Below are 23,082 nucleotides of genomic sequence, written 5' to 3' on the forward strand. Positions count from 1 at the left end.
AATCTTTTTACTTTAATCTTTTTACTTTAATCTTTTTACTTTAATCTTTTTACTTTAATCTTTTTACTTTAATCTTTAAATAAAAAAATATGGACACCGATTTCTCAGATAACTTTAAGGTAAGTGGAAAATTTTCGATAAAAAAAACGTCAACTTCTTATAAAGGAAAGCTTACGAAAGAAGAAGGAGAGCAAATGCTGATTCAGGAGAAAGAAAAACTTCGTGAGTTGCAGGAAAAATTATATGCTGACGGAAGCCAGTCTCTGCTGGTTGTATTACAGGCTATGGATGCAGCAGGAAAAGACAGTATGATAGAGCATGTTTTCGGGGGAGTGAATCCTCAGGGGTGTAATGTAACCAGTTTTAAAACCCCAAGTTCCAAAGAATATTCTCATGATTTTTTATGGAGACATTATCTGGCACTGCCACAGAAGGGAATGATCGGGATTTTTAACCGATCCCATTATGAAAGTGTTCTGGTTTGTAAAGTACATCCTGAATATAATTTGAGCGAAAAAACATGGTCTTCCGTAAAAGATTTTGACAGCAAATTCTGGGAAAACAGGTATGAAAGTATAAGAAATTTTGAAAAACACCTTTCACAAAACGGAACCACTGTTGTGAAGATTTTTTTACATGTCTCTAAGGATGAACAGAAAAAAAGACTTCTGGACAGAATTGATGAACAGGAAAAAAACTGGAAATTCTCTGCAGGAGATCTCCCGGAAAGAGCATTATTCGACCAGTATATGGAAGCCTATGAAACAGCCATCAATGAAACTTCAAAAGATCATGCTCCATGGTATGTGCTTCCTGCAGACAGCAAATGGTTTGCAAGAGTGGTCGCCATTCAGATTATTATTGATACTCTGGAGAAAATGAATCTTAAATATCCTACTCTTTCTGATAAAGACAGACAGGAATTACAGGAATCTAAAAAACAGTTGGAAAGTGAATAAATTAGGTTGGAAGGTGGAAGTTTGAAGATAGAGGTTTAAAAAACATCACTCTTCCAGCCTCTAACTTCCAGCTTTAAAAAAAATCACGAGAAAATCTATAAGCCGGATTTTGTACTTCCGAAGAAGCGCCTGTTATTTATCTACGTATTACATTGCTGCAATACTTGAGCTGATTACCCCTCGGTTTTCAGGACGAGCCGCCCCTATTTCCATTGCTGAAAAGAACCGATATACTTACCATTGCACCGCAAAGAGTTTACCTGGTTTCACTACAGCCGAACTGTACTTGCTTTCTGTTGCACTTGTCCTACCCTCACGGGTGACGGATGTTATCCGCTTTGCTGCTCTATGGTGTCCGGACTTTCCTACCCTTGCCGAAACAAGAATCAACAAGCCGATTTTCTCGCGGAGGCAAAGGTACACAAATTTTGCGGTAAAAAGGTAAAGAGTAAAAAGACTCAAGAGTTTTAACCCAATGTAAATAATATTGATTGAAAAATATCTTTCCTTTGCTTTTTGATGAAAATATAGAGTATTATTCAAATATAAGTCTGGACCTTTAGCTCTTCTTCGATTTCATTTTTTTACCGTTTTTACGATTTTTAATTATAATTTTCACCAATTACTACTTTATTATTATCTTCGTGCCATTATATATCTATGGATTCCAGAGAAAAAGAATTTGCGCAGCTTATCAAAGATAATCAGGGACTGATTATTAAAGTATCGCGTTTGTATACCAATTCTCTGGAAGATGAAGAGGATCTTTTCCAGGAAATCGTGTTACAGCTCTGGAGAAGTTATGATTCTTTCAAAGGAAACTCCAAAATTTCCACATGGATGTACCGTGTAGCGCTCAATACAGCCATTACCCTCTTTAGAAAAAAAAGCAAAAGCCTTCCTACGAATGAGCTGGACATCAACCACAGGGATTTTGTGGAAGATGACGATGAAAAACAGCAGCAGGTATCACTTTTGTATACTGTAATCAAGACTCTTCCTAATGTAGAAAGAGCCATTGTCATGATGTATCTTGACGATCTGCCTTACAAGGACATCGCAGAAAACCTCGGAATCACTGAAGTCAATGCACGCGTGAAAATGAACAGATTAAAGAAAACCCTTAAAGAACAGATGGAAAAATATGCCTGAATTTGATTTAGATAGCTTTAAGAAAACATGGCAGGAACAACCTGTACAGCATAAATATGACAACACTGAGATTCTTCAGATGTTGAACAGAAAGTCGCGTAACTATGTGAAATATATTTTCTGGATCAGCGTTGTAGAATTACTTTTCTTTTCAGTATTAGGACTGTTTTACTTTTTTCCGGAAGAGGAATCAGACAGTTTCCGTAAAATGCTTGAAAGATTAGGTGCCCAGGAAGCTCCGGAAGTAGAAAACAACTTCGGACATGCTTATTTAGCGATAAAGGTCTTAAGTTTATTGATCACAGCCTATTTTGTACTGAAATTCTACCAGAATTACCGAAGAATCAAGATTGAGGAAAATCTGAAGGGTCTTATCACCAGAATCATTAAGTTCAAAACAACAGTCAATGCTTTCATTCTCATCAGTATTGTATTATTGCTGATATTCACTTTTGTATTGGTTGCTTTTATCTTTTATATATTAGATTCTCAGAATATACAGCCAAGTGGTTCCAATCTTACCATTATTATCGTGGGGATTGTCGTAAGTACATTGCTTGCGATTTCTATGATCTGGTTGTATTACAGACTGGTATATGGTACTATTATTAAAAAACTTGATAAAAATCTAAAACAACTTAAAGAAATAGATTCTCAGGAAAATTAATATACATAGGCATAGTTCGGGATATAATTGTTAATTTTATTCCACCAAATCTTAAACTATGCCCTTATCTTATGTGTATGGAACTTCTGAGGTTCCATTATTAGGCCAGACCATCGGAGCCAATCTTAAAAGTACTGTCGAAAAATATCCCCATCAGGAAGCATTAGTCTGCGTTCATCAGGATTACAGAGCTACTTATCAGGAATTTTACAATCAAACAACAGCTGTTGCAAAAGCTTTATTGTTTTTAGGAGCAAAAGCAGGCGACAGAATCGGAATCTGGTCTTCCAACCGCTATGAATGGGTACTTTTGCAGTATGCCACTGCAAGAATAGGAACTATTTTAGTGAATATCAATCCGGCCTATAGAACTCACGAACTGACCTATGTACTCAATCAGTCGGAAGTTCGCTTTATTTTTTCTTCTTTAAGTTTTAAAACCAGTAATTATAAAGAAATGGTTGAATATGCAAAAGAAGTATGTCCAACCCTTGATCATGAAATATTCTTTGATGAAAACTGGGAAGAGTTTGTGAATAACGGACAGGAAATTTCAGATGAAGTGCTTCACAGTTTTGAAGAGCATGTACAGTTTGACGATCCGGTTAATATTCAATATACTTCCGGAACGACCGGTTTTCCGAAAGGAGTTACCCTTTCTCATCATAATATCCTCAATAACGGTTATTTTATTGGTATAAGACTAAAATATACTGAAAAAGACCGTGTCTGCATTCCTGTACCTTTTTACCACTGTTTTGGGATGGTCATCGGAAATATGTGCTGTACAGCTCACGGAGCCTGTATGGTAATCCCGAATGACAGTTTTGATCCGGAGATTACTTTAAAAGCTGTTTCAGATGAAAAATGTACTTCTTTGTATGGAGTACCTACTATGTTTATTGCTGAACTGGCAGTAAAAGATTTTGACACTTATGATTTTTCAAGCTTAAGAACCGGTGTTATGGCGGGCTCTGTATGCCCTCCCGAAATCATGAAGAAAGTAGAAAGCCTGATGAATATTAAAGAAATGAGTATTTGCTATGGGATGACAGAAACTTCACCTGTATCTACTCAGACTTTAATAGGAACACCGCTGGAAAAGCAGGTCAGCACCGTAGGAACTGTTCAGGATCATCTTGAGATAAAAATCATTGATGAAAGTGGCAGAACTTTAAAACGTGGAGAGCATGGCGAACTTTGCACCAGAGGCTATTCCGTCATGCTGAAATACTGGAATGATCCTGAAAATACGAAGAAGGTACTGGATGATGCGCGCTGGATGCATACCGGAGATATGGCGGTAATGGATAAAGACGGCTATATTACCATTTCAGGAAGAATAAAAGACCTCATCATTCGTGGTGGAGAAAATATCTCCCCTAAGGAAATTGAAGATTTTTTATATACGTATACCAACATCCTGGATGTCCAGATCATTGGTGTTCCCAGTGAAAAATTCGGTGAAGAAGTAATGGCATGGGTAAAAGTGAGAAAAGGATTTACCATCACTGCTGATGAACTACAGGAATACTGCAAAGGAAGAATTGCCCATTATAAAGTTCCGAAATACTGGAAATTTGTAGATGAATTCCCTATGACTATTTCCGGAAAAATAAGAAAGGTTGAAATGCGGGAAATTTCTATGAAAGAACTTGAATTAGGTAGCTTTAAAGATTAACACAACACGAGTAAAACTATAAATAGATTAACATCCATTATAAAATATAAAACCTGTTTAAGCTTTAAACAGGTTTTTTTGATATGAATTTACTTTTGAATAATCGCTTATCTTTAATTACACGAAAATCATGAACATTTAATTCAGACGTATTTATTCAGGTTCTGCAATTCCGAGGAAAATTACAACTCCATCACCACCGGGATTATCAAAAACATCTACCAGAGCTGACGGTTTCCAGTTGTTCATACACCAAAGATTTCCTGCGCCGTCAATATTCGTTGAAGTAAGTCTCATAATAGGCTGATAACATTGCATCCGTAATTCTTCGTGTTTTGATTCATGTAATTTTGGTTTATGCTGAGTACCATATAAAGGATATCCGTTAGCTAAAGTAACCTCAGAACCTCCTGTAGGAAGAGTAAGCAGCATTGCTGTTTCCGGTTTTGACGGATCACGAAGCATCGTTACTCCAAAAGGTCCCTGCATATCCAGCGCGGGATAAGTTTTAAAATCTGTTTCATGACCAAAATTGGCTAGAAAAACAGTCTGATTTTTATCTATTTTAACTCCCCATGGAGCATAAGTATTCACATCATAATATCCCATAACAGTTGAAAGATCATGACTAAGAACCGTAGCACGGCTGCTGCTTACTCCTACCACGACAACATTTCCATCTCCATTTATTGCAATCTGACGAAGTGATTCATACCCTTCCTGTTTATTGGCACTTTCAGAATAATTGCTGAACCAGCTATGGGTAACCACCAATTGATCTCCCTCAATTGCAACTTTATAAACCGCTGAAAAGGCACAGTTTTCAGGAAAATCTTTATCATAATTTCCGATACAGGAAACATAAGCACTTCCTTTGTGATCAGGAGTTACATCAAATATTTTCAAATAAGGGGTTCGGGTTGGCAACGGAGGTAAGCCTGGAGATTTTTTTACAGGAAATTCATTACAGATAAGGGTAAGGGCTGCAGTAGGGCCTTTCTCAAAATCGTTATCCTCAGGTTTTAGATAAACAACTACGGCACTTGGTTCGTTTTCAAAGGGATAAACTCCCGGTTTGGCAGGTGCAAAAGGTTCCTGACAACCTACTGAGGCCATCCAAAGATTCCCCTGATTATCATATTCCATTCCCTGAACCCGGGAAAGTCCTAATGTAAAACCATTGGAAGGACTTACGGGCTTTCCGTCTTTATAATAAAAACGAGAAATACTTCCCTCTTGTGGATTATTATATTCCGAACCCCATCCGAAGTTTCCGAAAGAAATATATTTTTTATCGGGACTAACGGCAGCTCCAAAAGCTACTCCAAGTAATCCGCCACCCTGAACCGGAGAAAAATCGGCAGGCGTAGCATCATATTTGTAAACAGGACAATGAGTTCCGGAATCCGGAGAACCGGCCCGAAAGTTATTAGCAATCCATGCATTATCATCTGCATCAAAAACAACAAAGGCTGCTCCACTCGGAATAAAGTTCTTAGCTCCTGATGAATTACTTTTTAATGTAAGGGTCCAGTTATTAGGAATCTTTTGATCCTCGGTCATATTTTTCATCGAGACTAATGAATCTGAGTAGATTTCTTCCAGTCCAAAAAGCATCTTATAAATATTAACTGCGTTATTACAGGGATCATGCAGCAGATTTCTTATAGCCTGAAGGAAATTTTTGTTTGATTCAGAAGGTTCATGCCACGCATAATCCAAAAATTGTTTGTAAAAAGGCTTTCCTGTATGGATGATTGGATTTGTTATAGAATAATAGTATAAATTACATAAGGAGTTGAACATTGGATAACTGTTCGTTTCAAAACCGTTTGGTGAAGTACTGATCATATCGCCGATGGCTCCTTCTGTTTTATACAGATTCTTCTTCATTCCATAAGCGATTTTCATATTTCGCCTGGTTCCTGAAATGTGCACTGTTCCATCGTCATCTACTTTTGTCATACTTGCAAATGTATAGATTGAAGCAATAGAGGATTCAGGATTCACAATGACTGGAAAAAGGGTATCAGGAAGATAAAATGTTGCTAATAAACTTAAAGGTTCACCGTCAATTTTGTATACAGTATTATCAATTATATATTCATGTACCCAAACGGTTACAGCATAATATTCAGATTCTGCATTCTTAATTTCAACACTGAAAGTATTGTTTTCAAATGACGTTTTGTTATTAACAGCGCCAATGAAATTTTCAGCAATTCCAAAAACTTGGAAACTCCCTGAAGTGATGGTTATATTCTTCACCTCAACACTAAATTGAACGGTTTTTGTTGACATAAGCAAATGATTAATTGGTTCAGTTAGAAATTAATCAATCAAATATCGGAATAAACGATTGGATTTTATTCAGTAGAAATACGGTACTGAAATAAGTTCCAGAAGCTTTTTATGTTACAAGAAGGAATGAAAATCTAAACATGCTCAATAATAAAAAAAGCATTTCAAATCGAAATGCTTTTTTATATTGTTAAAGTTCTTTTCTTAACCTCGCGACAGGAATATTGAGCTGTTCACGATATTTTGCAATCGTTCTTCTGGCAATATTATAACCCTGCTCTTTCAGAATGACTACTAATGCATCGTCTGTAAGTGGTTTTCTCTTATTTTCTTTACTGATAACTTCCTGAAGATGGGTTTTGATCTCCTTGGTAGAAACTTCTTCTCCATCGTCATTTGTTAAACTGTCTGAGAACAGATCTTTAAGATATACGATTCCATTAGGCGTATCTGCATACTTACTTTTTACTACCCTTGAAATGGTAGAAATATCAAAACCTGTAATATCTGCAACATCCTTCAGAATCATTGGTTTCAGAGACTTTTCGTCACCTGTGATGAAATAATCCTTCTGGAATTTCACAATGGCTGTAATTGTCTGTAATAAGGTATTCTGACGCTGATTAATGGCATCGATATACCATTTTGCTGCATCCAGTTTTTGCTTGATGAATAAAGCAGCCTGCTTGTGTTCCGATGAGTTTTTATCATGAGAATACGTGGTCAGAATATCTTTATATTCTTCAGAAACTCTTAGCGTTGGTGCATTCTTGCTGTTCAGCATAGGAATTACCTGCCCATCTTTCACCTGAATGACAAAGTCAGGAATAATCTCCTGATTGATGGTAATTGTCTGTGTATCAAAGTTTCCTCCTACTTTAGGAGAAAGTTTTGAGATTTCATCCAGAGCATCTTTCAGATCTTCTTCTTCAATATCGTATTTCTGAATGATCTTGTTATAATGCTTATTCGTTAAAGCTTCAAACTGATGTCTTAAAATATTGGCAGCCAAAGAAACGGCTTTATCTGAGCTTACTTTCTTTTCAATCTGTAGTAAAAGGCATTCCTGCAGACCTCTTGCTCCTACTCCGGGCGGATCCAGTTTCTGAACATAATTTTCAAGGATATCCTCTACTCTTTCTTTAGTAGTATAAATTCCCTGTGAGAAAGCAAGATCATCAACAATAGATTTGATCTCTCTTCTCAGATATCCGTCTGTATCTAAATTCCCGATCAGGTATTCTGCAATCTTCAGGTCTTCCTCACCAATATTCACCAGGTGAATCTGTTCTGTAAGATAATCATATAAGGACTGGCCTTCCGTTAAAAGACTCTCGTTATCAAATTCTTCATCATCCGGAGAATAGTTGCTGGATGCGGTTTTATAGCTTGGTTCATCGTCATAGATATATTCATTGACGTCGAAATCTGTTTCAATGCTTTCTGTACCCTCATCCTGATAAGCATCTTCAAGGGAAGAATATTCGTCTTCCTTAGAATCTTCTTTTGCAATTTCCAAAGCCGGGTTTTCTTCTAACTCTCTCTCCAGTTCCTCTTCAAATTCAAGAGTATGAAGTTGAATAAGCTTCATCAACTGGATCTGCTGAGGGGCCAGCTTCTGTCCTAATTTGAGTTGTAAGTGTTGTTTAAGCATATTCTTATTTGCGTTTTAACATAACATATTCTACGAATTTAATAAATTTATTTGATAAAAAACACATTTAGCATGATTTTTGCATTACTTACCCTAATATAATAAACTATTAAATAATAAAAAAAGCCTTAACTTGTGATTAAGGCTTTTTTTATTGTTCTAGAATTCAGCGCTTTTCGGTGTTCTAGGGAAAGGAATTACATCTCTGATATTCGTCATTCCTGTTACGAAAAGAACTAGTCTTTCAAGTCCTAAACCAAAGCCTGCATGTGGTACAGAACCGAATTTTCTGGTATCAAGATACCACCAAAGTTCGTGCTCATCTACGTGCATATCTGCCATTTTCTGTTTTAAAACATCTAATCTTGCTTCTCTCTCTGATCCACCGATGATCTCACCGATACCAGGGAAAAGAACATCCATGGCTGCTACGGTTTTGTTGTCATCGTTCAGTTTCATATAGAAAGCTTTGATTTCTTTCGGGTAGTCAAATAATACTACCGGGCTTTCAAAATGTTTTTCAACAAGGTATCTTTCGTGCTCAGACTGAAGGTCAGTTCCCCATTTTTCAACCGGGTAAGCAAATTTTCCTTTTTTATTTTCTTTAGAGTTCAATAAGATTTCGATAGCTTCAGTATAGCTTACACGCTTAAAACGCTTAGCAATAACATTCTGAAGTTTTTCGATAAGACCTTCTTTTGCTCTTTCTTTTTCTGGTTTTGTCTTTTGTTCTTCCGCAAAACGGTTATCTAAGAACTCAAGATCATCTTTACAGTTATCCAATACGTACTGGATCACATATTTTAAGAAATCTTCCGCAAGGTCGATGTTATCTTCAAGGTTGTTGAATGCCACTTCCGGCTCAATCATCCAGAACTCGGCAAGGTGTCTTGTCGTGTTAGAATTTTCAGCACGGAAAGTAGGTCCGAATGTATAAATTCTTCCCAATCCCATCGCTGCAGTTTCTCCTTCCAACTGTCCTGAAACGGTAAGGTTTGTTTTTTTACCGAAGAAATCCTGTGCAAAATCAATTTCCCCTTCTTCAGTTTTTGGCATATTGTTCAGGTCAAAGTTCGTTACACCAAACATTTCACCTGCTCCTTCTGCATCTGCTCCCGTAATAACCGGTGTGTTGATATAGAAAAACTGGTTTTGGTTGAAGAACGAGTGAACCGCAAAACTTACTGCGTGACGCACTCTGAATACCGCTCCAAAAAGGTTCGTTCTGAATCTTAAGTGAGCCTGCTCACGAAGTTTCTCAAGACTATGTTTTTTAGGCTGAAGAATTGTACTCTGAAGTTCTTCTGTAAAGTTATCTCCTAAAATAATGATCTTTTTAGCGATAATTTCCACAGATTGTCCTGCTCCCTGGCTTTCCACCACTTCTCCTACTACTTTCAGGGAAGAAGCTGTACTGATATTCTTAAGAATAGCTTCATCAAAATTTTCGAAATCAACAACTATCTGCAAATTATTAATCGTAGAACCATCATTAAGCGCAATAAAGCGATTAGCACGGAAGGATCTTACCCATCCGTAAACTGTAATGTCATGATGTAATACTTTCTTGTAATCCTTTAGGATTTCTTTGATCGTTTGCTTTTTCATTTGTTGATGATAAATTTTTTATATAAAAATTAATGTCTGCAAAGTTACAAAAAAACAGCGCAACTTGATGATTGCGCTGTCTTTAAAAATCATTTAACAGGTATTTAAACTTTCAGTTCAGGAAATTCACCTTTTTTCTTCTGCAAACTCTTCTGCATTTTAGGGTTACATTTCCACTCAATATTGTCCTGAACTTCAATAATATCCGGAATATCCCCGGAATGAACACACTTACACTATCACTTTTAAAAAGAATAAAATATTATTTTACTCTGAGTTTTCATGGAATTAGTTTTATTGAAATGGTTATTAGTTTTTAAGTGATAAGTTCGTGGTAAATTACCGGGTTATACATCCATTTTTAGACTATACTATACTTTTAAACTGTGTGGCGGATTAACCGGATTTACTGTTTAATGATTTTTAAATGATCACTACACTTTACATCTCTAAATTCTGAACAATTACTTCATTATTTACATTTTAATTTTCTTGGTTATTAGTTTTCTTAGTTATTAGTTTTTATCCTCTCCTTCATTATTAGTTTTTAGGATACAATTCCTGACTTGATTGTTTAAATGATCAACAGTTTGGAACTGATATCTTGTATTGTGCACATACAAAATAAATGGTTGTGTTTTTACCTGAAGCAAAGATGCAGGAAGTGGAAGAATGATACAAGGGAATGCTTTATAGATTCATAAATTTATATACCTAAAAACATGAATCTATAAACAATAAAACAATGAAAATCAATGAATTAAATCTAATCCAAAGACATGTTTTCAATTTCTTTCAAGTAGATAGAAAGTGGTGTTCCGGTTCGTTTTTTGAAGGCTAAAGTGAAGGCCTGTTCATTATTATATCCTAATTCTTCTGCGATAAAAGTAATTTTATAAGACCTGAATTTTTTATCATTGGCCAATCTGCTGATGGCATAATCAATACGAAGATCATTGAGATAGGTTGCAAAGTTTTTCCCTTTGTAAGTATTGATAATTTCTGACAGATATTTTGAGTTTGTTTTTATTTTTTTGGCAAGACTTCCCAACGTAATTCCTTTATTCAAAAACTGATCTTTGTCTTCAAATATTTCAAGTTCTTTTAAAATATTCTGGGCAATATCTTCAGAAATAGTTCTGGATGTTTTGTCCTCAATATTTTCTGTTTGAAGAGATTCTGCTACAATTTCATTTCGAACTTCCGGATCTCTGTTTTTTTCTCCTTTATTTTCATTAACAGATTGAATAAGATCCTGGGCAATCTTCTTATAGTTCTTTTCAGATTTTTTATATTTAAAATAAACGTTGATAAATAATAAATGTGAAATCAACAAAAGGCTTAAAACAATATAGAAAAGACTTTTTCTTTTCGTAAGCTCATTGGTAATGCTTTCTTTTTCCTGCTGGAGTTCCGGAGTATCATACCTTCTCGGAAGTTCTCTGGAAATATACCTGAACTGCATATCCAGCACCTGGTCTACTTTTAAAAAACGGTCTACATAATACAGTTGTTTTTCCTTATCACCGTTTTCTTTATAATAATCAATAAGATAGGTATATACATCTCGCAGCTCAGGATAGATGTAGTTGGTTTTAAGAACCAGAGAATCTATCTTCCTGAAAAATCCTACTGCTTTTTCTTTTTCCTGAATTCCGGCATAGGATTTTCCTAAATACAAAAGCGTATAATTATGATTTCTTTTACTGCCATTATTTTTTGTAAAGAAATATTTTTCGCATTCCAATAAACCATCGATGGCTTTCTGATAATTTCTGGAATGCAGATTATAATATCCAAGCAGCCCAAGATTCTGATGATATCGGTAAACATCTTTATTTTTTTTAGAATCCAGTAACCCATCCTTTATCAATACATAAGCAGAATCCATTTTATTGATCTCTATGTAAGCATCTGCCAGATTCAGTTTGAGAGAATTTTTCTCATCTTCATTCATGTAATCTGCATCATAAGCATAGTGTCTCAGTACTTTTGCTGTCTCTGCATGTTTTCCGATATAATTGTTCAGGTAGGCAATACTGATATGGGCCATAGCAATCTGCCTCTTATTTCCTTTTTCTTTTGCATATTTCAGTCCCAGGATATAATTATTGAATGCAGATTGAAGATTGTCATTCTTAGAGTATAAATTTCCTCTTAGCAAATAAATTCTCGCCGGATAGGTGTTTTCTTTAGAATTTTTTGTGATGTACTGTAAGCTGTCTAAGTATTTTAATGCGTTGGGTAAGTCTTCATCAAAGTGAAGCATAACATATCCTTCAGCAATATGAGTGGTATTTTTTTCAGCTTTTGCCTTTTTAAGATAATAACTGGCAATACTTTTACTGTTTTCCTCATCCGTATGATTGCCATAGAATTCCTTTTCCAATTCCTCATAAGTGCGTTCTTCCAGAGAATTTTTTTTAATATTAAGAGTTTGTGCATGATAAAACACAACCCCTATAATCAAAAACAGTAGTAAAGATTTTATTTTCATCATTCATCCTAGCTATATTACAAAAATATTATTTTTCTTCAGTAGATGCACCACTCCTTTTGCTTTTTTTCCATGTATTCATCCATATTTTCATTAAAATTCAGAATAATAATTCAACAAAAAGTGAATACTAAATAAAAATTATACTCTTTTCAAATATCATTTCCATTCTACTTTACCTTCCAGATAGTACACTCTTCCATTGCTCTCATAAAGAAGATCATATCCTTGAGAGGTCAGATAAAAATGACAGACCTTCATTTCACCATTCCTTTCTTTAAACTGAAGAACTGCAGGACACATTTTAGCCTGATCCATTTTCTTCACAATAAGATTAAAATCCTTCTGAATATTTTTTTTATTGTACAGAGACAACATCCGATCATTAATAAAACGAATATATTTTAAAGATGAAAGAGGATAAGTAATTAACTTAAAAGGCTTTCCTGCAAGCTTCGCAGCATTCTCATTGAAAAAATTCGTGATCGAAATACTATCCTGTGTAATAGTTTTCACCACACTTGATTCATATCTCTGGCCATCTGAAAATTCCATACTGTATATGGCTTCCATTTTAATAGCGAAACCTTTACCGGATTTTCTTAAATCTTTAAGGTCCGTAAATTCTTTTCCTTTCTTGATGACAATCAAAACATTTCCTTCTCCGAAATCACAGTCATAATATTTTTTATAATCAAAAGGTTCTTCTGTTTGGGTATTCACTGTGTCATTCGTAGTATTCTGTGAAAAAATACGTACTGAAAACAGGAATAAAAATACTATTAGTTTATAATTTTTCATGGTTTGATTATTTACTTAATTGTTTCAGGTATTGATAATGTGAAGCTACAGCATCCACAATACTTTTCTCATGGTATGGAAAATTGTTTCTGGCTGCTGCTCTTTTGATTGCAGGAGTAATAATGGTATAAACTGTGTGTGGTAAACCGGGAAAAAGATGATGTGCCGCATGGGAATTGAACCCTCCGAAAATCCAGTTGGCAAAACTGTTGGTTGGATGATAATCCAATGAAACCGCCAGCTGATGTTCATAATAATCATAAGGCAGATATCCATTTTCATCTGCTTGGGGAAAATCGGTTTCAAGACTCAGGTGAGAAATAATCAGAGTAAGAACAAAAAACAGTGAAATAGTCACATGCATAACGATAAAAGATACTATGATCATGATCACCGGAATCTCAGTAAAAAGCATCGGCAAAAGCAACATATAACCGAAGTAAGCTAATTTTAGCAGGATAACTTCTGCTACAGACATCATAGAATGTTTCTGATTTCTGAGATTAGCCAGGTCTTTTTTCCTTACATAAATAAAATCTTTAATCATAATCCAATGCAAAGTGTAGAAACAATACAGCAAAGTAGCATATAAATGTTGGTAGGCATGAATTCTTCTTTTGGGATGATGTACAGACAGACGCAAAAAAATATTATCATCGATATCAGCATCACAGCCATCCACATTAGGAAATACATGATGAGAAGCAATATGTCTTTTTCTCCACAATCTTGCATTTACGCCCTGCAAATTAAAAGTGATATAGTAAATAATCCGGTTGAGTTTTTTATACTTTGAGAATGTATTGTGCACACAATCATGAGCGCAATTAAAAGCCAGCAATATTCCGGTAAGCCCTAAAGCAATATAATTCAAAGTTACCAGCCAGTTCTTGTCTGATATATAAGGATTAAAAAGATTGGCATACAAAAGGAAAAAAGTAAGAGAATAAAACAGAAATTTTATAATCATTAATCTTTCAGCCTTTTTAGTCACTTCATCTGTCAGCAATATATTCACCTCTTCACGCAATTCCGAATAGAAAGGAGAGGTTGCTTTTTTAAATCTTATTTTTGGTTTCATAATCACTTTTTATTTACTTTCTGTTGCTTAAAATTCCAGTTGATCAAAGGCAGTTTCCTTCTGCCGTTCTCATTCCATCCACCAATCTGGATTCCTCTGAAATCTTTACATTGATTGTACAAACCGATCTGGATTCCTCTGCATTTCTGCCCGATATTGGCCAATGGCGCTACAGAAACCCCTTTCATCTCATGATGCAGATTAAAGATGGAGAGACAGACATTCCGTTGGTCACTGCATACGTGCTGACATTGCTTGAAATATTGATTTCCAGACCATTGGTAACTGTGGGTTCCATGTTGATGATTGACAACTGCAAACCATTAATGGTATTCATCTTTTCACGGGGAACAATGACATAATCATGGTTTCCTGGTGGCTGTAAAGTGAAAAGCATCAATGGCGGAAGAAAAATGCCCACAAAATTGAATCCCATACCTAAGCCATTTACTTTTTTAGGCTTAAAATGTTCTTCCTCGTCAAAATATTTAAATAAAATTCCGTTGACATTTCTGACAGTCTTTGAAGGTGAAGCTGCAATCAGTCTTGGTTTTAAAGAATCTGCTTTTAAACGGTCTGATGCATAAACCAGACTGTTGACTAAAAGAACTGCTGTTAATAAAATTCGTGTTTTCATAACTCGTTATTTTAAAATTACAGTTCAAAATTATCAGCAGAAGACTCAGTTCCGAATGTGAAAAAAAATTAAAAAAAACATTCTGTTTGCGAAAATCACAAAACAGGGGTTGGAAGCCGGAAGAAGGATGCTGGAAGTTACTTTCAGTGATCAATAGCAATAGTGATTATAAATCCAACTACTGTTAAATCGTTATTTATTTTTTCAACTTTTACTACTTCCCAGCTTCAAGCTTCAAGCTTCAAACCTTCAAATCAACAACTCTTTCCACAAAAAAATACTACATTTGTGAAAATCACAAAAGTATGCACCAGGAAGCTTTATTGAAGGAAATCCGAAGAAAAATCGGTGAAAAATCTTTAAATGATGAGATCGCCAATATTCTTAATATCAGCTATGATGCGGCTCACAGAAGAACTTCTATGAAAGCCAAGTTCAGTTTTGAGGAAGCTCTGGAACTTGCCAAATACTATCAGATCTCACTGGATCAGTTTTTGGGAACGGAAAATCAATTGGTAGTCAAGAGAACACAACCTGTAAAAACCACTGAAGATCTTTTAAACTATTTCGAGAACTCCTTGAAGATTTTGAATGTTTTTCAGAATATCACTAATTCCAAAGTATTTTATTCCGCAAAGGACATCCCGTTTTTTTATACCATTTCAGATTCAGTTCTGTCCCGTTTCAAGTTTTATGTCTGGATGAATTTGTTGAATCAGGATAAGTTTTTAAGTCCGTTTCATGAATTCACGATGGAATATCATTCTGTAAAAAATGAAATGCTGAAAGATCTTTATGATAAACAAAACGTAACGGAAATCTGGAATGACACCACGATTATGAGTGCGTTGAGACAAATCTCGTTTTATTATGAAATGGGTTTATTAAAGAAAAATGATGCAGATCTTATCCTGGAAGACCTGAAAAAGTTACTGGAAGGACTGGAAATGAAAACACTGGAAAAAAGTAATTTTAAAATCTATGTGAATGATTTGGTCATTTTAAACAATGCTATTTTATTCAAAAACGAAGAACAATGTTCCTTTTTTGTACCTTTCAGCATGTTCGGATATATGATGACCAATGATAAAATAACGTGTGAAGATTCTCTGAGCTATTTTGAGCATCAGATCAAAAACTCCAGATCAATGAATGAATCCGGGAACAGAGAGAGGAAAATGTTTTTTAATAAAATGTATGAACAGATTGACCGATTAAAACAGAATTTATCATGAATACGCTTCGTAACGGCGAATATTTTGGAGATACCAATCAAAGGGTCAATTTAGAAGGATTGACCATCACCGATACGGAGTATACTCATCCTTATGTAGACTGGCATTATCATGAAAATGCTTATTTCACTTTTCTTCTTCAGGGGAATATGACGGAAGGAAACAGAAAGGAAGTCTATGGCTGTTCTGCCGGAACATTATTATATCATCATTGGGAAGATCCACATTATAATATTAAACCGGATATTTTCACAAGAGGTTTTCATATTGAGCTTTCGCAAAGCTGGTTTGACCGGTTTGATATTCAGAAAAATAAAGTGGAAGGTAGTTTTAACATAAAAAATCCTGCCTTAAAATTATTGGTTTATCAGATGTTCAAAGAAACCAAAGGTGATGATATTTCATTTGAACTGGCTTTTAATCAACTATTGCTACATCTTTTCAGTCGGTTGACCCATCAAAAGGAAAGCACAGAAAGAAAACCCTTATGGGTAGGTCAGATTAATGAAATTCTGCATGAAAGCTTTACAGAAAGCCTTAATCTTACGGAACTTTCCAAAACCCTGAACATCCATCCTATTCATCTCAGCAGAGATTTTCACAAATATTTCTACTGTAATCTGGGTGAATATCTCAGAAAATTAAAACTCAATAAATCTCTTGAGCTTCTCCCTTCATCCCATTCTTTAACGGATATTGCGATGGAATGCGGTTTTTCAGATCAAAGTCATTTTATCAGATGTTTTAAAGAAAATATAGGCATCACTCCTTTGAAATACAGGAATCTGTTGAAAAATTATTGAAATTTGTTCAAAATTAGAGAGGGATTTGGCTTTTGTCATTGACAGACCCAATCTGCGATTTCTGAAAAGGTAAGAATCTTGTTATTCATCAATTGTTTGAGATTCTTCATTACATTACATTTTATTCAGAATGGCATGTGTTAAATAACATCATTCACGATTTGGATACATCATTCCCCGATTCGGCTACATTTACCTTTTCGTAAGTTTCCATCTTTGTACCATCATTTAAACAAAAAAATATTTAAAAATGGAAACAAAAAAAGTATGGTTCGTGACAGGAGCTTCAAAAGGCTTAGGATTCGAGTTGGTAAAAAAATTACTATCCGAAGGATTTCAGGTTGCTGCTACAAGCCGTACCGTTGAATCCCTGATCTCCACCATCGGAGAAACTTCAGAAAACTTCCTTCCACTCAGTGTCAACATCACAGATAATGATGACATCAAATCTTCCATTGAAAAAACAGTTAAGCATTTCGGACGAATTGATGTAGTAGTTAACAATGCAGGATATGGACAAATCGGAACACTGGAAGAACTGACAGATGAAGAGGCAAGAGAAAATTATGCAGTGAATGTTTTCGGAACTTTAAATGTCATCAGAAACGCCATGCCTTATCTTCGTGAACAAAGATCAGGAAATATCTTCAATATTTCTTCTGTTGGCGGCTATTCTGCTAATTTTCCAGGCTGGGGAATCTATTGCTCCACAAAATTTGCCGTTGCCGGATTTACGGAAGCACTGGCTGAGGAAGTAAAAGACTTCGGAGTTCATGCTACAGTTGTTTATCCCGGATATTTCCGCACCGATTTCTTAACCAAAGATTCTGTGAAAACACCAGCAAATCCTATTCAGGCTTATGAGGCTGCAAGAAATTCAGAACAGGCGCACCTTAACGAAATCAATGGAAACCAGCCTAATGATCCTGAAAAAGCAGCCGATGTACTGATCCAGATCAGTAAAGAAAAAAATCCTCCGGTACATCTATTATTAGGGGTAGGAACGGTGGAATTCCTGAATAATAAAATTGATATTTTAAAGAAAGACGCTGAGAAATGGGAAAGCCTTACTGTTTCTACAGCAATTTAATCTGCTAATATCCTTCGACTCCGCTTAGGATGACCTTTCTAATACTTACTATTTTAATTTAATCGGATGAATTAAATATAAAACTTTAGAAAAGTCAGTCTGACCGGAGCCGAAGACTTTTTGAATCAATGCGTTATACTTTTTATAAAAACAATTAACTTCGCTCTATGAAACAACCTGTTCGTTTTAATTCTATTTCAGATTTTCATGCTTTCTGTGGTCTCCCTCATCCTGAGCATCCACTGATCAGTTTGGTAGATTACAGTAAAGTCCGCTATATTGTAGACCACGAAGAACTGAAATGGATTCAGAATTTTTATTCCATTGGTCTGAAAAAGAATGTAAGCCCAAAGTTCAATTATGGACAGCAGCAATACGATTTCGATTCTGGAGTACTGTGTTTTGTTTCCCCGCAACAATATTTAAGCCTTGAAATCAATCCTGATGTAGAAGTAGAACCCACAGGATTTTTATTGTTGATTCATCCTGATTTTCTGTGGAATACTTCATTAACCAGAAAAATAAAATCATATGATTTCTTTAGTTATCAGGTGAAAGAAGCCCTTTTTCTTTCCGATAAGGAAGAGAAAATCCTGGTTGATATTTTTAAAAATATTGAACGGGAATATCAGACCAACACTGATAGGTTCACACAGGATCTGATCATTGCTCAGATTGAATTATTACTGGTGTATTCCGATCGTTTTTATGAACGTCAGTTTTTTACCCGAAAGAAATCAAGTCACGAATTATTGTACAAATTTGAAGACATTCTTGCTCAATATTTCGAAAGCGGAAATCTCCTTGAAAACGGGATTCCATCTGTAAAGTGTATTGCCGAACAGATGAATATTTCCCCTAATTATCTGGGAACACTTTTGCGTCTTCACACTCAGCAAAATACACAACAGCACATTCAGAATAAGTTAATTGAATCTGCCAAAGAACGTTTAAGCACCACAAGTTTATCCGTAAGTGAAATTGCTTATGAATTAGGATTTGAGCATCCACAGTCTTTCAGTAAACTCTTCAAACAGAAGACCAATCAGTCTCCGGGAGAGTTCAGAAAGCTATTCAATTAGATTCCGGAAGAGATCAATACTACAATAGAAATGTTAATTTCATTCTATTTTGTGAGAAGGAAGTTCTGTATTTTTGTTTAAATACTTCTTTAAAATGAAACCATTTCTACTATTGATCTTTATTTTTACCTTTTATTATTATCACGGGCAAAATAAAAATATAGTCAATCCTGAAAAAATTGAGAATCCCATTCAGAAAAAGTACGCTGGAAAAATTATTTTTCTAACCCAAAACATGGCAACGGAAAATATGAGAGATTCCGATATTGTTCCCTCTACGGTATTGCAGGAGAATGGAGATCTCAGAATTCATGCCTTCTTTGATAACTCTCTGGTCAATTATCTGCATCAGCTTGAACCCAGCTGGTCTGCGGATGAATTACTGAAAAAAGGAAATTATCAATTCACATTTTACGTAGACGGAAAGCTTATCTATAAAGAAAATCTCAATACAGACGCAGGTACTCCGGACCATAAAAAAGTAAAAACTACATTACAAATTCCTCTTCTCAGCAGTAAAAATGAAGATTTCTGGGGAAGGTATTTATGGATGCGTTTTTATATGGCTCATAACGGAATTGATGCACTGACAGCAGGAAATCATGTTTTAAAAATTGAAATCCGACCTTATCTCAATACTGCTACAATCAAAACGGGATCAGTCATTGCAGAAGGACAAATCAATCTTACGGTTCCTGCTCAAAATATTACGGAGCAGCAAATCGCCATCCAACCTATTCAATCCAATAGCGGATGGAAGGCTTCACAGGAAAAAATCAATACTGAAGCCATCAGAACCCTGAATAAGAAAATTGCAGAAAACAGATTTAAAAATATCACCGGAATTATTGTTATAAAGGAAGGAAAATTACTTCTTGAAGAGTATTTCAACGGGTCAGGAAGAGATTCGTTGCAGGATACAAGATCTGTAGGAAAATCTTTTTCTTCAGCTTTAATGGGAATTGCCATCAAAGACGGATATTTAAAAAGTGAAAACCAGAAGCTGAGTGAGTTTTATGACCTTAAGCTTTTTAAAAATTATTCTTCTCAAAAAGATAATGTCACCATCAAAAGTTTACTGACAATGAGTTCAGGGTTTGACGGGAACGATGAGAACTATGAATCTCCCGGAAATGAAGAAAATATGTACCCGACTGAAAACTGGGTAAAGTTTACGCTGGATCTGCCGATGACGGAGAATCCCATTGGAAAAAACTGGAATTATTTCACCGCAGGCGTGGTATTATCCGGAGATATTCTGGATAAAAGTGTTCCACACGGATTAAAAAATTATGCCGATCAAAAATTGTTTCAACCTCTTGGAATTACAAACTACAAATGGCAGTTTACCCCACAGCAAAAGCCTTCACTGGCGGGAGGACTTCGTATGAAAGCACTTGATTTTGCTAAATTCGGGCAATTATATCAAAATAACGGGATCTGGAATGGAAAAACCTTATTGAGTAAGGACTGGATAAAGAAATCTTTCACCAATTATTTTACAGACAATCCTGATTTTGAAGGATATGGATATTTATTCTGGAGAAAAGTTTACACAGTGGGAAACAAAAGTTATGAAGCTTTCCAATCCAGTGGAAACGGAGGAAATAAAATTATTATTTTTACGAAAATACCTGTTGTTATCGTAATTACAGCACAAGCTTACAACAAACCTTATGCCCATCAGCAATCTGAAAAAATAGTACAGGACTATCTTTTACCAGCCTTGAAAATGAGTAATGAATAATCAGTAATGAGTAATGAGTAATGTAGAAAAGTAAAAAAGAATAGTAATTGCTTATTGCTTATTGCTTATTGCTTATTGCAAAACTATTCGTCTTTTTTCGAAGGAACCAGAAATACATCAATAAGACCTTCAGGAAGTTCCATTTTGATTGTTCTTTCTTCCCTGTCAACTGCAATAATCCAGTCTTTGATCATAGGAATAACCACTTCTTTTCCATCCAGATTGGTAATGAAATACACCTGTGCTGTCTGATCGTTTACGGATCTGATCACTCCACAGTTGTTATCATTCTGGTCAAAAATTTCAAATCCGATGATTTCGTGGTAATAGAATTGTTTTCCTGAAAGTTTAGGCAGTGAAGCAAGTGGAAGGTAAACACTTTTACCCAACACCTGATCTACCATCGCTTCAGAAGAGTTTTTGAATGCAAGATTCAGAGCATCCAGTTTGCTCCATGATGATTTTTCAATAAAAAATGGAACCAATAATCCGTTGATTTCAACGAATATTGATTCCAATTTATTGTAAAGCTCGGGTTGATCGGTATCCAATTTAAGGATCACGTTACCCGCAAGTCCATGTCTGCGTGTGATTTTTCCTAAAAAATAGCAATCTTCTTTACGCATAACAGGGTTTGTTCTTAAGCTTCAGTGTTTTCTTCAGTTTCAGCAGCAGGAGCTTCTCCTTCTGTAGCTTCAGCAACAACTTCTTCAGCAGGTGCGTTAGCAGCTTCTTCAGCAGCTTTAGCATCAGCTTCAGCTTGTGCAGCAGCAGCAACTCTAGCTTCGTTTACTTTTACTTCAGCCTCTAAAGCAGCTTTCTTAGCGTCAGCTTTAGCAGTTGCTAAACCTTCTACTTTACCTTGTACTTTAGAATCTTTAGCTTCTACCCAAGCATTGAATCTTTTTTCAGCTTCAGCTTCGTCAAAAGCACCTTTAGCTACACCACCTTGTAAGTGTTTTTTGTAAAGAGCACCTTTGTAAGATAGAATAGCTCTAGCAGTATCAGTAGGCTGAGCACCGTTGTTTAACCACTGTACAGCAGAATCAACGTTCAATTCGATAGTTGCCGGGTTAGTAATTGGGTTGTAAGTACCTAGTTTCTCGATGAATCTACCATCTCTTCTAGCTCTAGAATCTGCAACCACGATGTGGAAAAAAGGTTTTCCTTTTTTACCGTGTCTTTGTAATCTGATTTTTACTGACATAATGTTTGAATTTTACGGGAACTCGTCCCAGTTAAATATTTAAGAGTGCAAAGATAGTAAAAAAGTTTGAAGTAAAAAGCTTAAGGCAAAAAGTTTTATAAAATTCATTTTTTTCAGAAGCCGGGAACCTGCTCTCGCTACTCGCTTTTTTCTTCCGCAAAGAAAAAGAGCTCAAACAAACCGCTCCATCAGGGCTATTTATTCCAAATTTCCCATATAGAAAAGTCCCAGGCACTTCTGATTTCCCTCAATGGTCAGAGAGTCTTTCAGCTCGTCTACGATTTTAGGAGAACTCCAGTAACACCCTATATTATTTGCTGTACAGGTAAGATACATATTCTGAACCGCCATTGAAGTCGCTGCTATTTCTTCCCATTCAGGAACCATTCCGCTGAAATTCACCACAATGGAAACCACAACATTGGCTTTATTGATTTTAAAACCAATATCGTTGTATTTTTTTTCCAGGAAAAGCTGTTCTGGAGTAACGGTCTTATAGATAGCCTGCATTTCTGATGCAAGCTGTGCTTTTTCTTCCCCTTTGAATATTTTGAAACGCCAGGGCTTAGTACGTTTATGATTGGGAGCAAACGTGGCAGAGTTTACAATCTCCTCCAAAACTTCCTGAGATATTTCTGAGTCTGTATAATCCTTTGGGAAAATACTTCTTCTTTGCTCTATAATTTCTTTTAAAATGGATGCATTATTCATGTAACAAAATTACAAAAAAGATGGAAGCAGGAAACAGAATGAAGGAAGTTTAATGCTTGACAAGTGATAAAAATTCCGGAAGCTTATCAACATTACTTTTTACTTTTTACTTTTTACTTTTTACTTTTTACTTTTTACTTTTTACTTTTTACTTTTTACTTTTTACTTT

At 35.4% G+C, this 23,082-nt stretch carries 20 protein-coding genes and 1 other RNA gene; 9 read left to right on the forward strand and 12 right to left on the reverse strand.

The window, feature by feature from the left end; translation table 11 throughout:
• The first annotated feature begins 89 nt into the window (after positions 1-89).
• Complete coding sequence (locus tag NK356_RS21865; protein ID WP_253318064.1) at positions 90-959, forward strand: polyphosphate kinase 2 family protein; 870 nt, start codon at positions 90-92, stop codon at positions 957-959.
• A gap of 82 nt (positions 960-1,041) precedes the next feature.
• Here NK356_RS21865 and rnpB read toward each other — a convergent pair.
• An RNA gene (gene rnpB, locus NK356_RS21870) (RNase P RNA component class A) lies at positions 1,042-1,365 on the reverse strand.
• Positions 1,366-1,619: 254 nt separating this feature from the next.
• Between rnpB and NK356_RS21875 the strand changes: the two genes are divergently transcribed.
• The 3 genes from NK356_RS21875 to NK356_RS21885 are packed head-to-tail and all read left to right on the forward strand — an operon-like array spanning position 1,620 to position 4,459.
• Complete coding sequence (locus NK356_RS21875; RefSeq protein ID WP_002976998.1) at positions 1,620-2,111, forward strand: RNA polymerase sigma factor; 492 nt, start codon at positions 1,620-1,622, stop codon at positions 2,109-2,111.
• Positions 2,104-2,778 carry a hypothetical protein gene (locus NK356_RS21880; RefSeq protein ID WP_034699016.1) on the forward strand — a complete coding sequence of 225 codons (675 nt, stop codon included), beginning with the start codon at positions 2,104-2,106 and terminating at the stop codon, positions 2,776-2,778. The genes NK356_RS21875 and NK356_RS21880 overlap by 8 nt, the downstream gene beginning before the upstream one ends.
• Before the next feature lie 58 nt (positions 2,779-2,836).
• Positions 2,837-4,459 (forward strand): AMP-binding protein, encoded by a 1,623-nt coding sequence (locus NK356_RS21885; protein ID WP_034699014.1) that lies wholly within the window; start codon positions 2,837-2,839, stop codon positions 4,457-4,459.
• Between the two features lie 153 nt (positions 4,460-4,612).
• Here NK356_RS21885 and NK356_RS21890 read toward each other — a convergent pair whose 3' ends face one another.
• From NK356_RS21890 to NK356_RS21925, 8 genes are all read right to left on the reverse strand, one after another.
• The gene (locus NK356_RS21890; protein ID WP_034699011.1) at positions 4,613-6,760 is read right to left on the reverse strand and encodes a hypothetical protein; all 2,148 of its coding nucleotides are present in this window, start codon (positions 6,758-6,760) and stop codon (positions 4,613-4,615) included.
• Positions 6,761-6,950: 190 nt separating this feature from the next.
• A complete protein-coding gene (gene rpoN / locus NK356_RS21895; RefSeq protein ID WP_034699008.1) occupies positions 6,951-8,414 on the reverse strand; it encodes an RNA polymerase factor sigma-54 in 1,464 nt (487 codons plus the stop codon).
• 159 nt (positions 8,415-8,573) lie between these two features.
• A complete protein-coding gene (gene asnS / locus NK356_RS21900) occupies positions 8,574-10,022 on the reverse strand; it encodes an asparagine--tRNA ligase (protein WP_034699007.1) in 1,449 nt (482 codons plus the stop codon).
• A gap of 766 nt (positions 10,023-10,788) precedes the next feature.
• The gene (locus NK356_RS21905; RefSeq protein ID WP_253318065.1) at positions 10,789-12,522 is read right to left on the reverse strand and encodes an AraC family transcriptional regulator; all 1,734 of its coding nucleotides are present in this window, start codon (positions 12,520-12,522) and stop codon (positions 10,789-10,791) included.
• Positions 12,523-12,678: 156 nt separating this feature from the next.
• The gene (locus NK356_RS21910; RefSeq protein WP_051934590.1) at positions 12,679-13,320 is read right to left on the reverse strand and encodes a hypothetical protein; all 642 of its coding nucleotides are present in this window, start codon (positions 13,318-13,320) and stop codon (positions 12,679-12,681) included.
• A 7-nt stretch (positions 13,321-13,327) separates the two neighbouring features.
• A complete protein-coding gene (locus NK356_RS21915; RefSeq protein WP_034699004.1) occupies positions 13,328-14,401 on the reverse strand; it encodes an acyl-CoA desaturase in 1,074 nt (357 codons plus the stop codon).
• Positions 14,402-14,403: 2 nt separating this feature from the next.
• Positions 14,404-14,589 carry a hypothetical protein gene (locus NK356_RS21920; protein ID WP_253318066.1) on the reverse strand — a complete coding sequence of 62 codons (186 nt, stop codon included), beginning with the start codon at positions 14,587-14,589 and terminating at the stop codon, positions 14,404-14,406.
• Positions 14,586-15,038 carry a hypothetical protein gene (locus NK356_RS21925; protein ID WP_253318067.1) on the reverse strand — a complete coding sequence of 151 codons (453 nt, stop codon included), beginning with the start codon at positions 15,036-15,038 and terminating at the stop codon, positions 14,586-14,588. The genes NK356_RS21920 and NK356_RS21925 overlap by 4 nt, the downstream gene beginning before the upstream one ends.
• Positions 15,039-15,343: 305 nt before the next feature.
• On the opposite strand from NK356_RS21925, the gene NK356_RS21930 reads away from it, so the two are divergent.
• The 5 genes from NK356_RS21930 to NK356_RS21950 all read left to right on the forward strand — a co-directional run bounded on the left by NK356_RS21930 (position 15,344) and on the right by NK356_RS21950 (position 20,995).
• On the forward strand, positions 15,344-16,273 hold the full coding sequence (locus tag NK356_RS21930) for a helix-turn-helix domain-containing protein (RefSeq protein ID WP_034698999.1): 930 nt from the start codon (positions 15,344-15,346) through the stop codon (positions 16,271-16,273).
• Complete coding sequence (locus NK356_RS21935) at positions 16,270-17,076, forward strand: AraC family transcriptional regulator (RefSeq protein ID WP_253318068.1); 807 nt, start codon at positions 16,270-16,272, stop codon at positions 17,074-17,076. The genes NK356_RS21930 and NK356_RS21935 overlap by 4 nt, the downstream gene beginning before the upstream one ends.
• A gap of 250 nt (positions 17,077-17,326) precedes the next feature.
• A complete protein-coding gene (locus NK356_RS21940; protein ID WP_034698996.1) occupies positions 17,327-18,166 on the forward strand; it encodes an SDR family NAD(P)-dependent oxidoreductase in 840 nt (279 codons plus the stop codon).
• A gap of 167 nt (positions 18,167-18,333) precedes the next feature.
• On the forward strand, positions 18,334-19,248 hold the full coding sequence (locus NK356_RS21945; RefSeq protein ID WP_253318069.1) for an AraC family transcriptional regulator: 915 nt from the start codon (positions 18,334-18,336) through the stop codon (positions 19,246-19,248).
• Positions 19,249-19,342: 94 nt separating this feature from the next.
• On the forward strand, positions 19,343-20,995 hold the full coding sequence (locus NK356_RS21950) for a serine hydrolase (protein WP_253318070.1): 1,653 nt from the start codon (positions 19,343-19,345) through the stop codon (positions 20,993-20,995).
• Between the two features lie 83 nt (positions 20,996-21,078).
• Here NK356_RS21950 and rimM read toward each other — a convergent pair whose 3' ends face one another.
• The 3 genes from rimM to NK356_RS21965 all read right to left on the reverse strand — a co-directional run bounded on the left by rimM (position 21,079) and on the right by NK356_RS21965 (position 22,913).
• On the reverse strand, positions 21,079-21,621 hold the full coding sequence (gene rimM, locus NK356_RS21955; RefSeq protein ID WP_034698992.1) for a ribosome maturation factor RimM: 543 nt from the start codon (positions 21,619-21,621) through the stop codon (positions 21,079-21,081).
• A 14-nt stretch (positions 21,622-21,635) separates the two neighbouring features.
• Entirely contained in the window at positions 21,636-22,202 is a 567-nt protein-coding gene (locus NK356_RS21960; protein WP_034698991.1) for a 30S ribosomal protein S16, read from the reverse strand.
• Between the two features lie 198 nt (positions 22,203-22,400).
• A complete protein-coding gene (locus NK356_RS21965; RefSeq protein WP_034698990.1) occupies positions 22,401-22,913 on the reverse strand; it encodes a nitroreductase in 513 nt (170 codons plus the stop codon).
• Between the last annotated feature and the right edge of the window lie 169 nt (positions 22,914-23,082).

The organism is Chryseobacterium sp. S0630, from assembly GCF_024158915.1.
GTDB lineage: Bacteria > Bacteroidota > Bacteroidia > Flavobacteriales > Weeksellaceae > Chryseobacterium.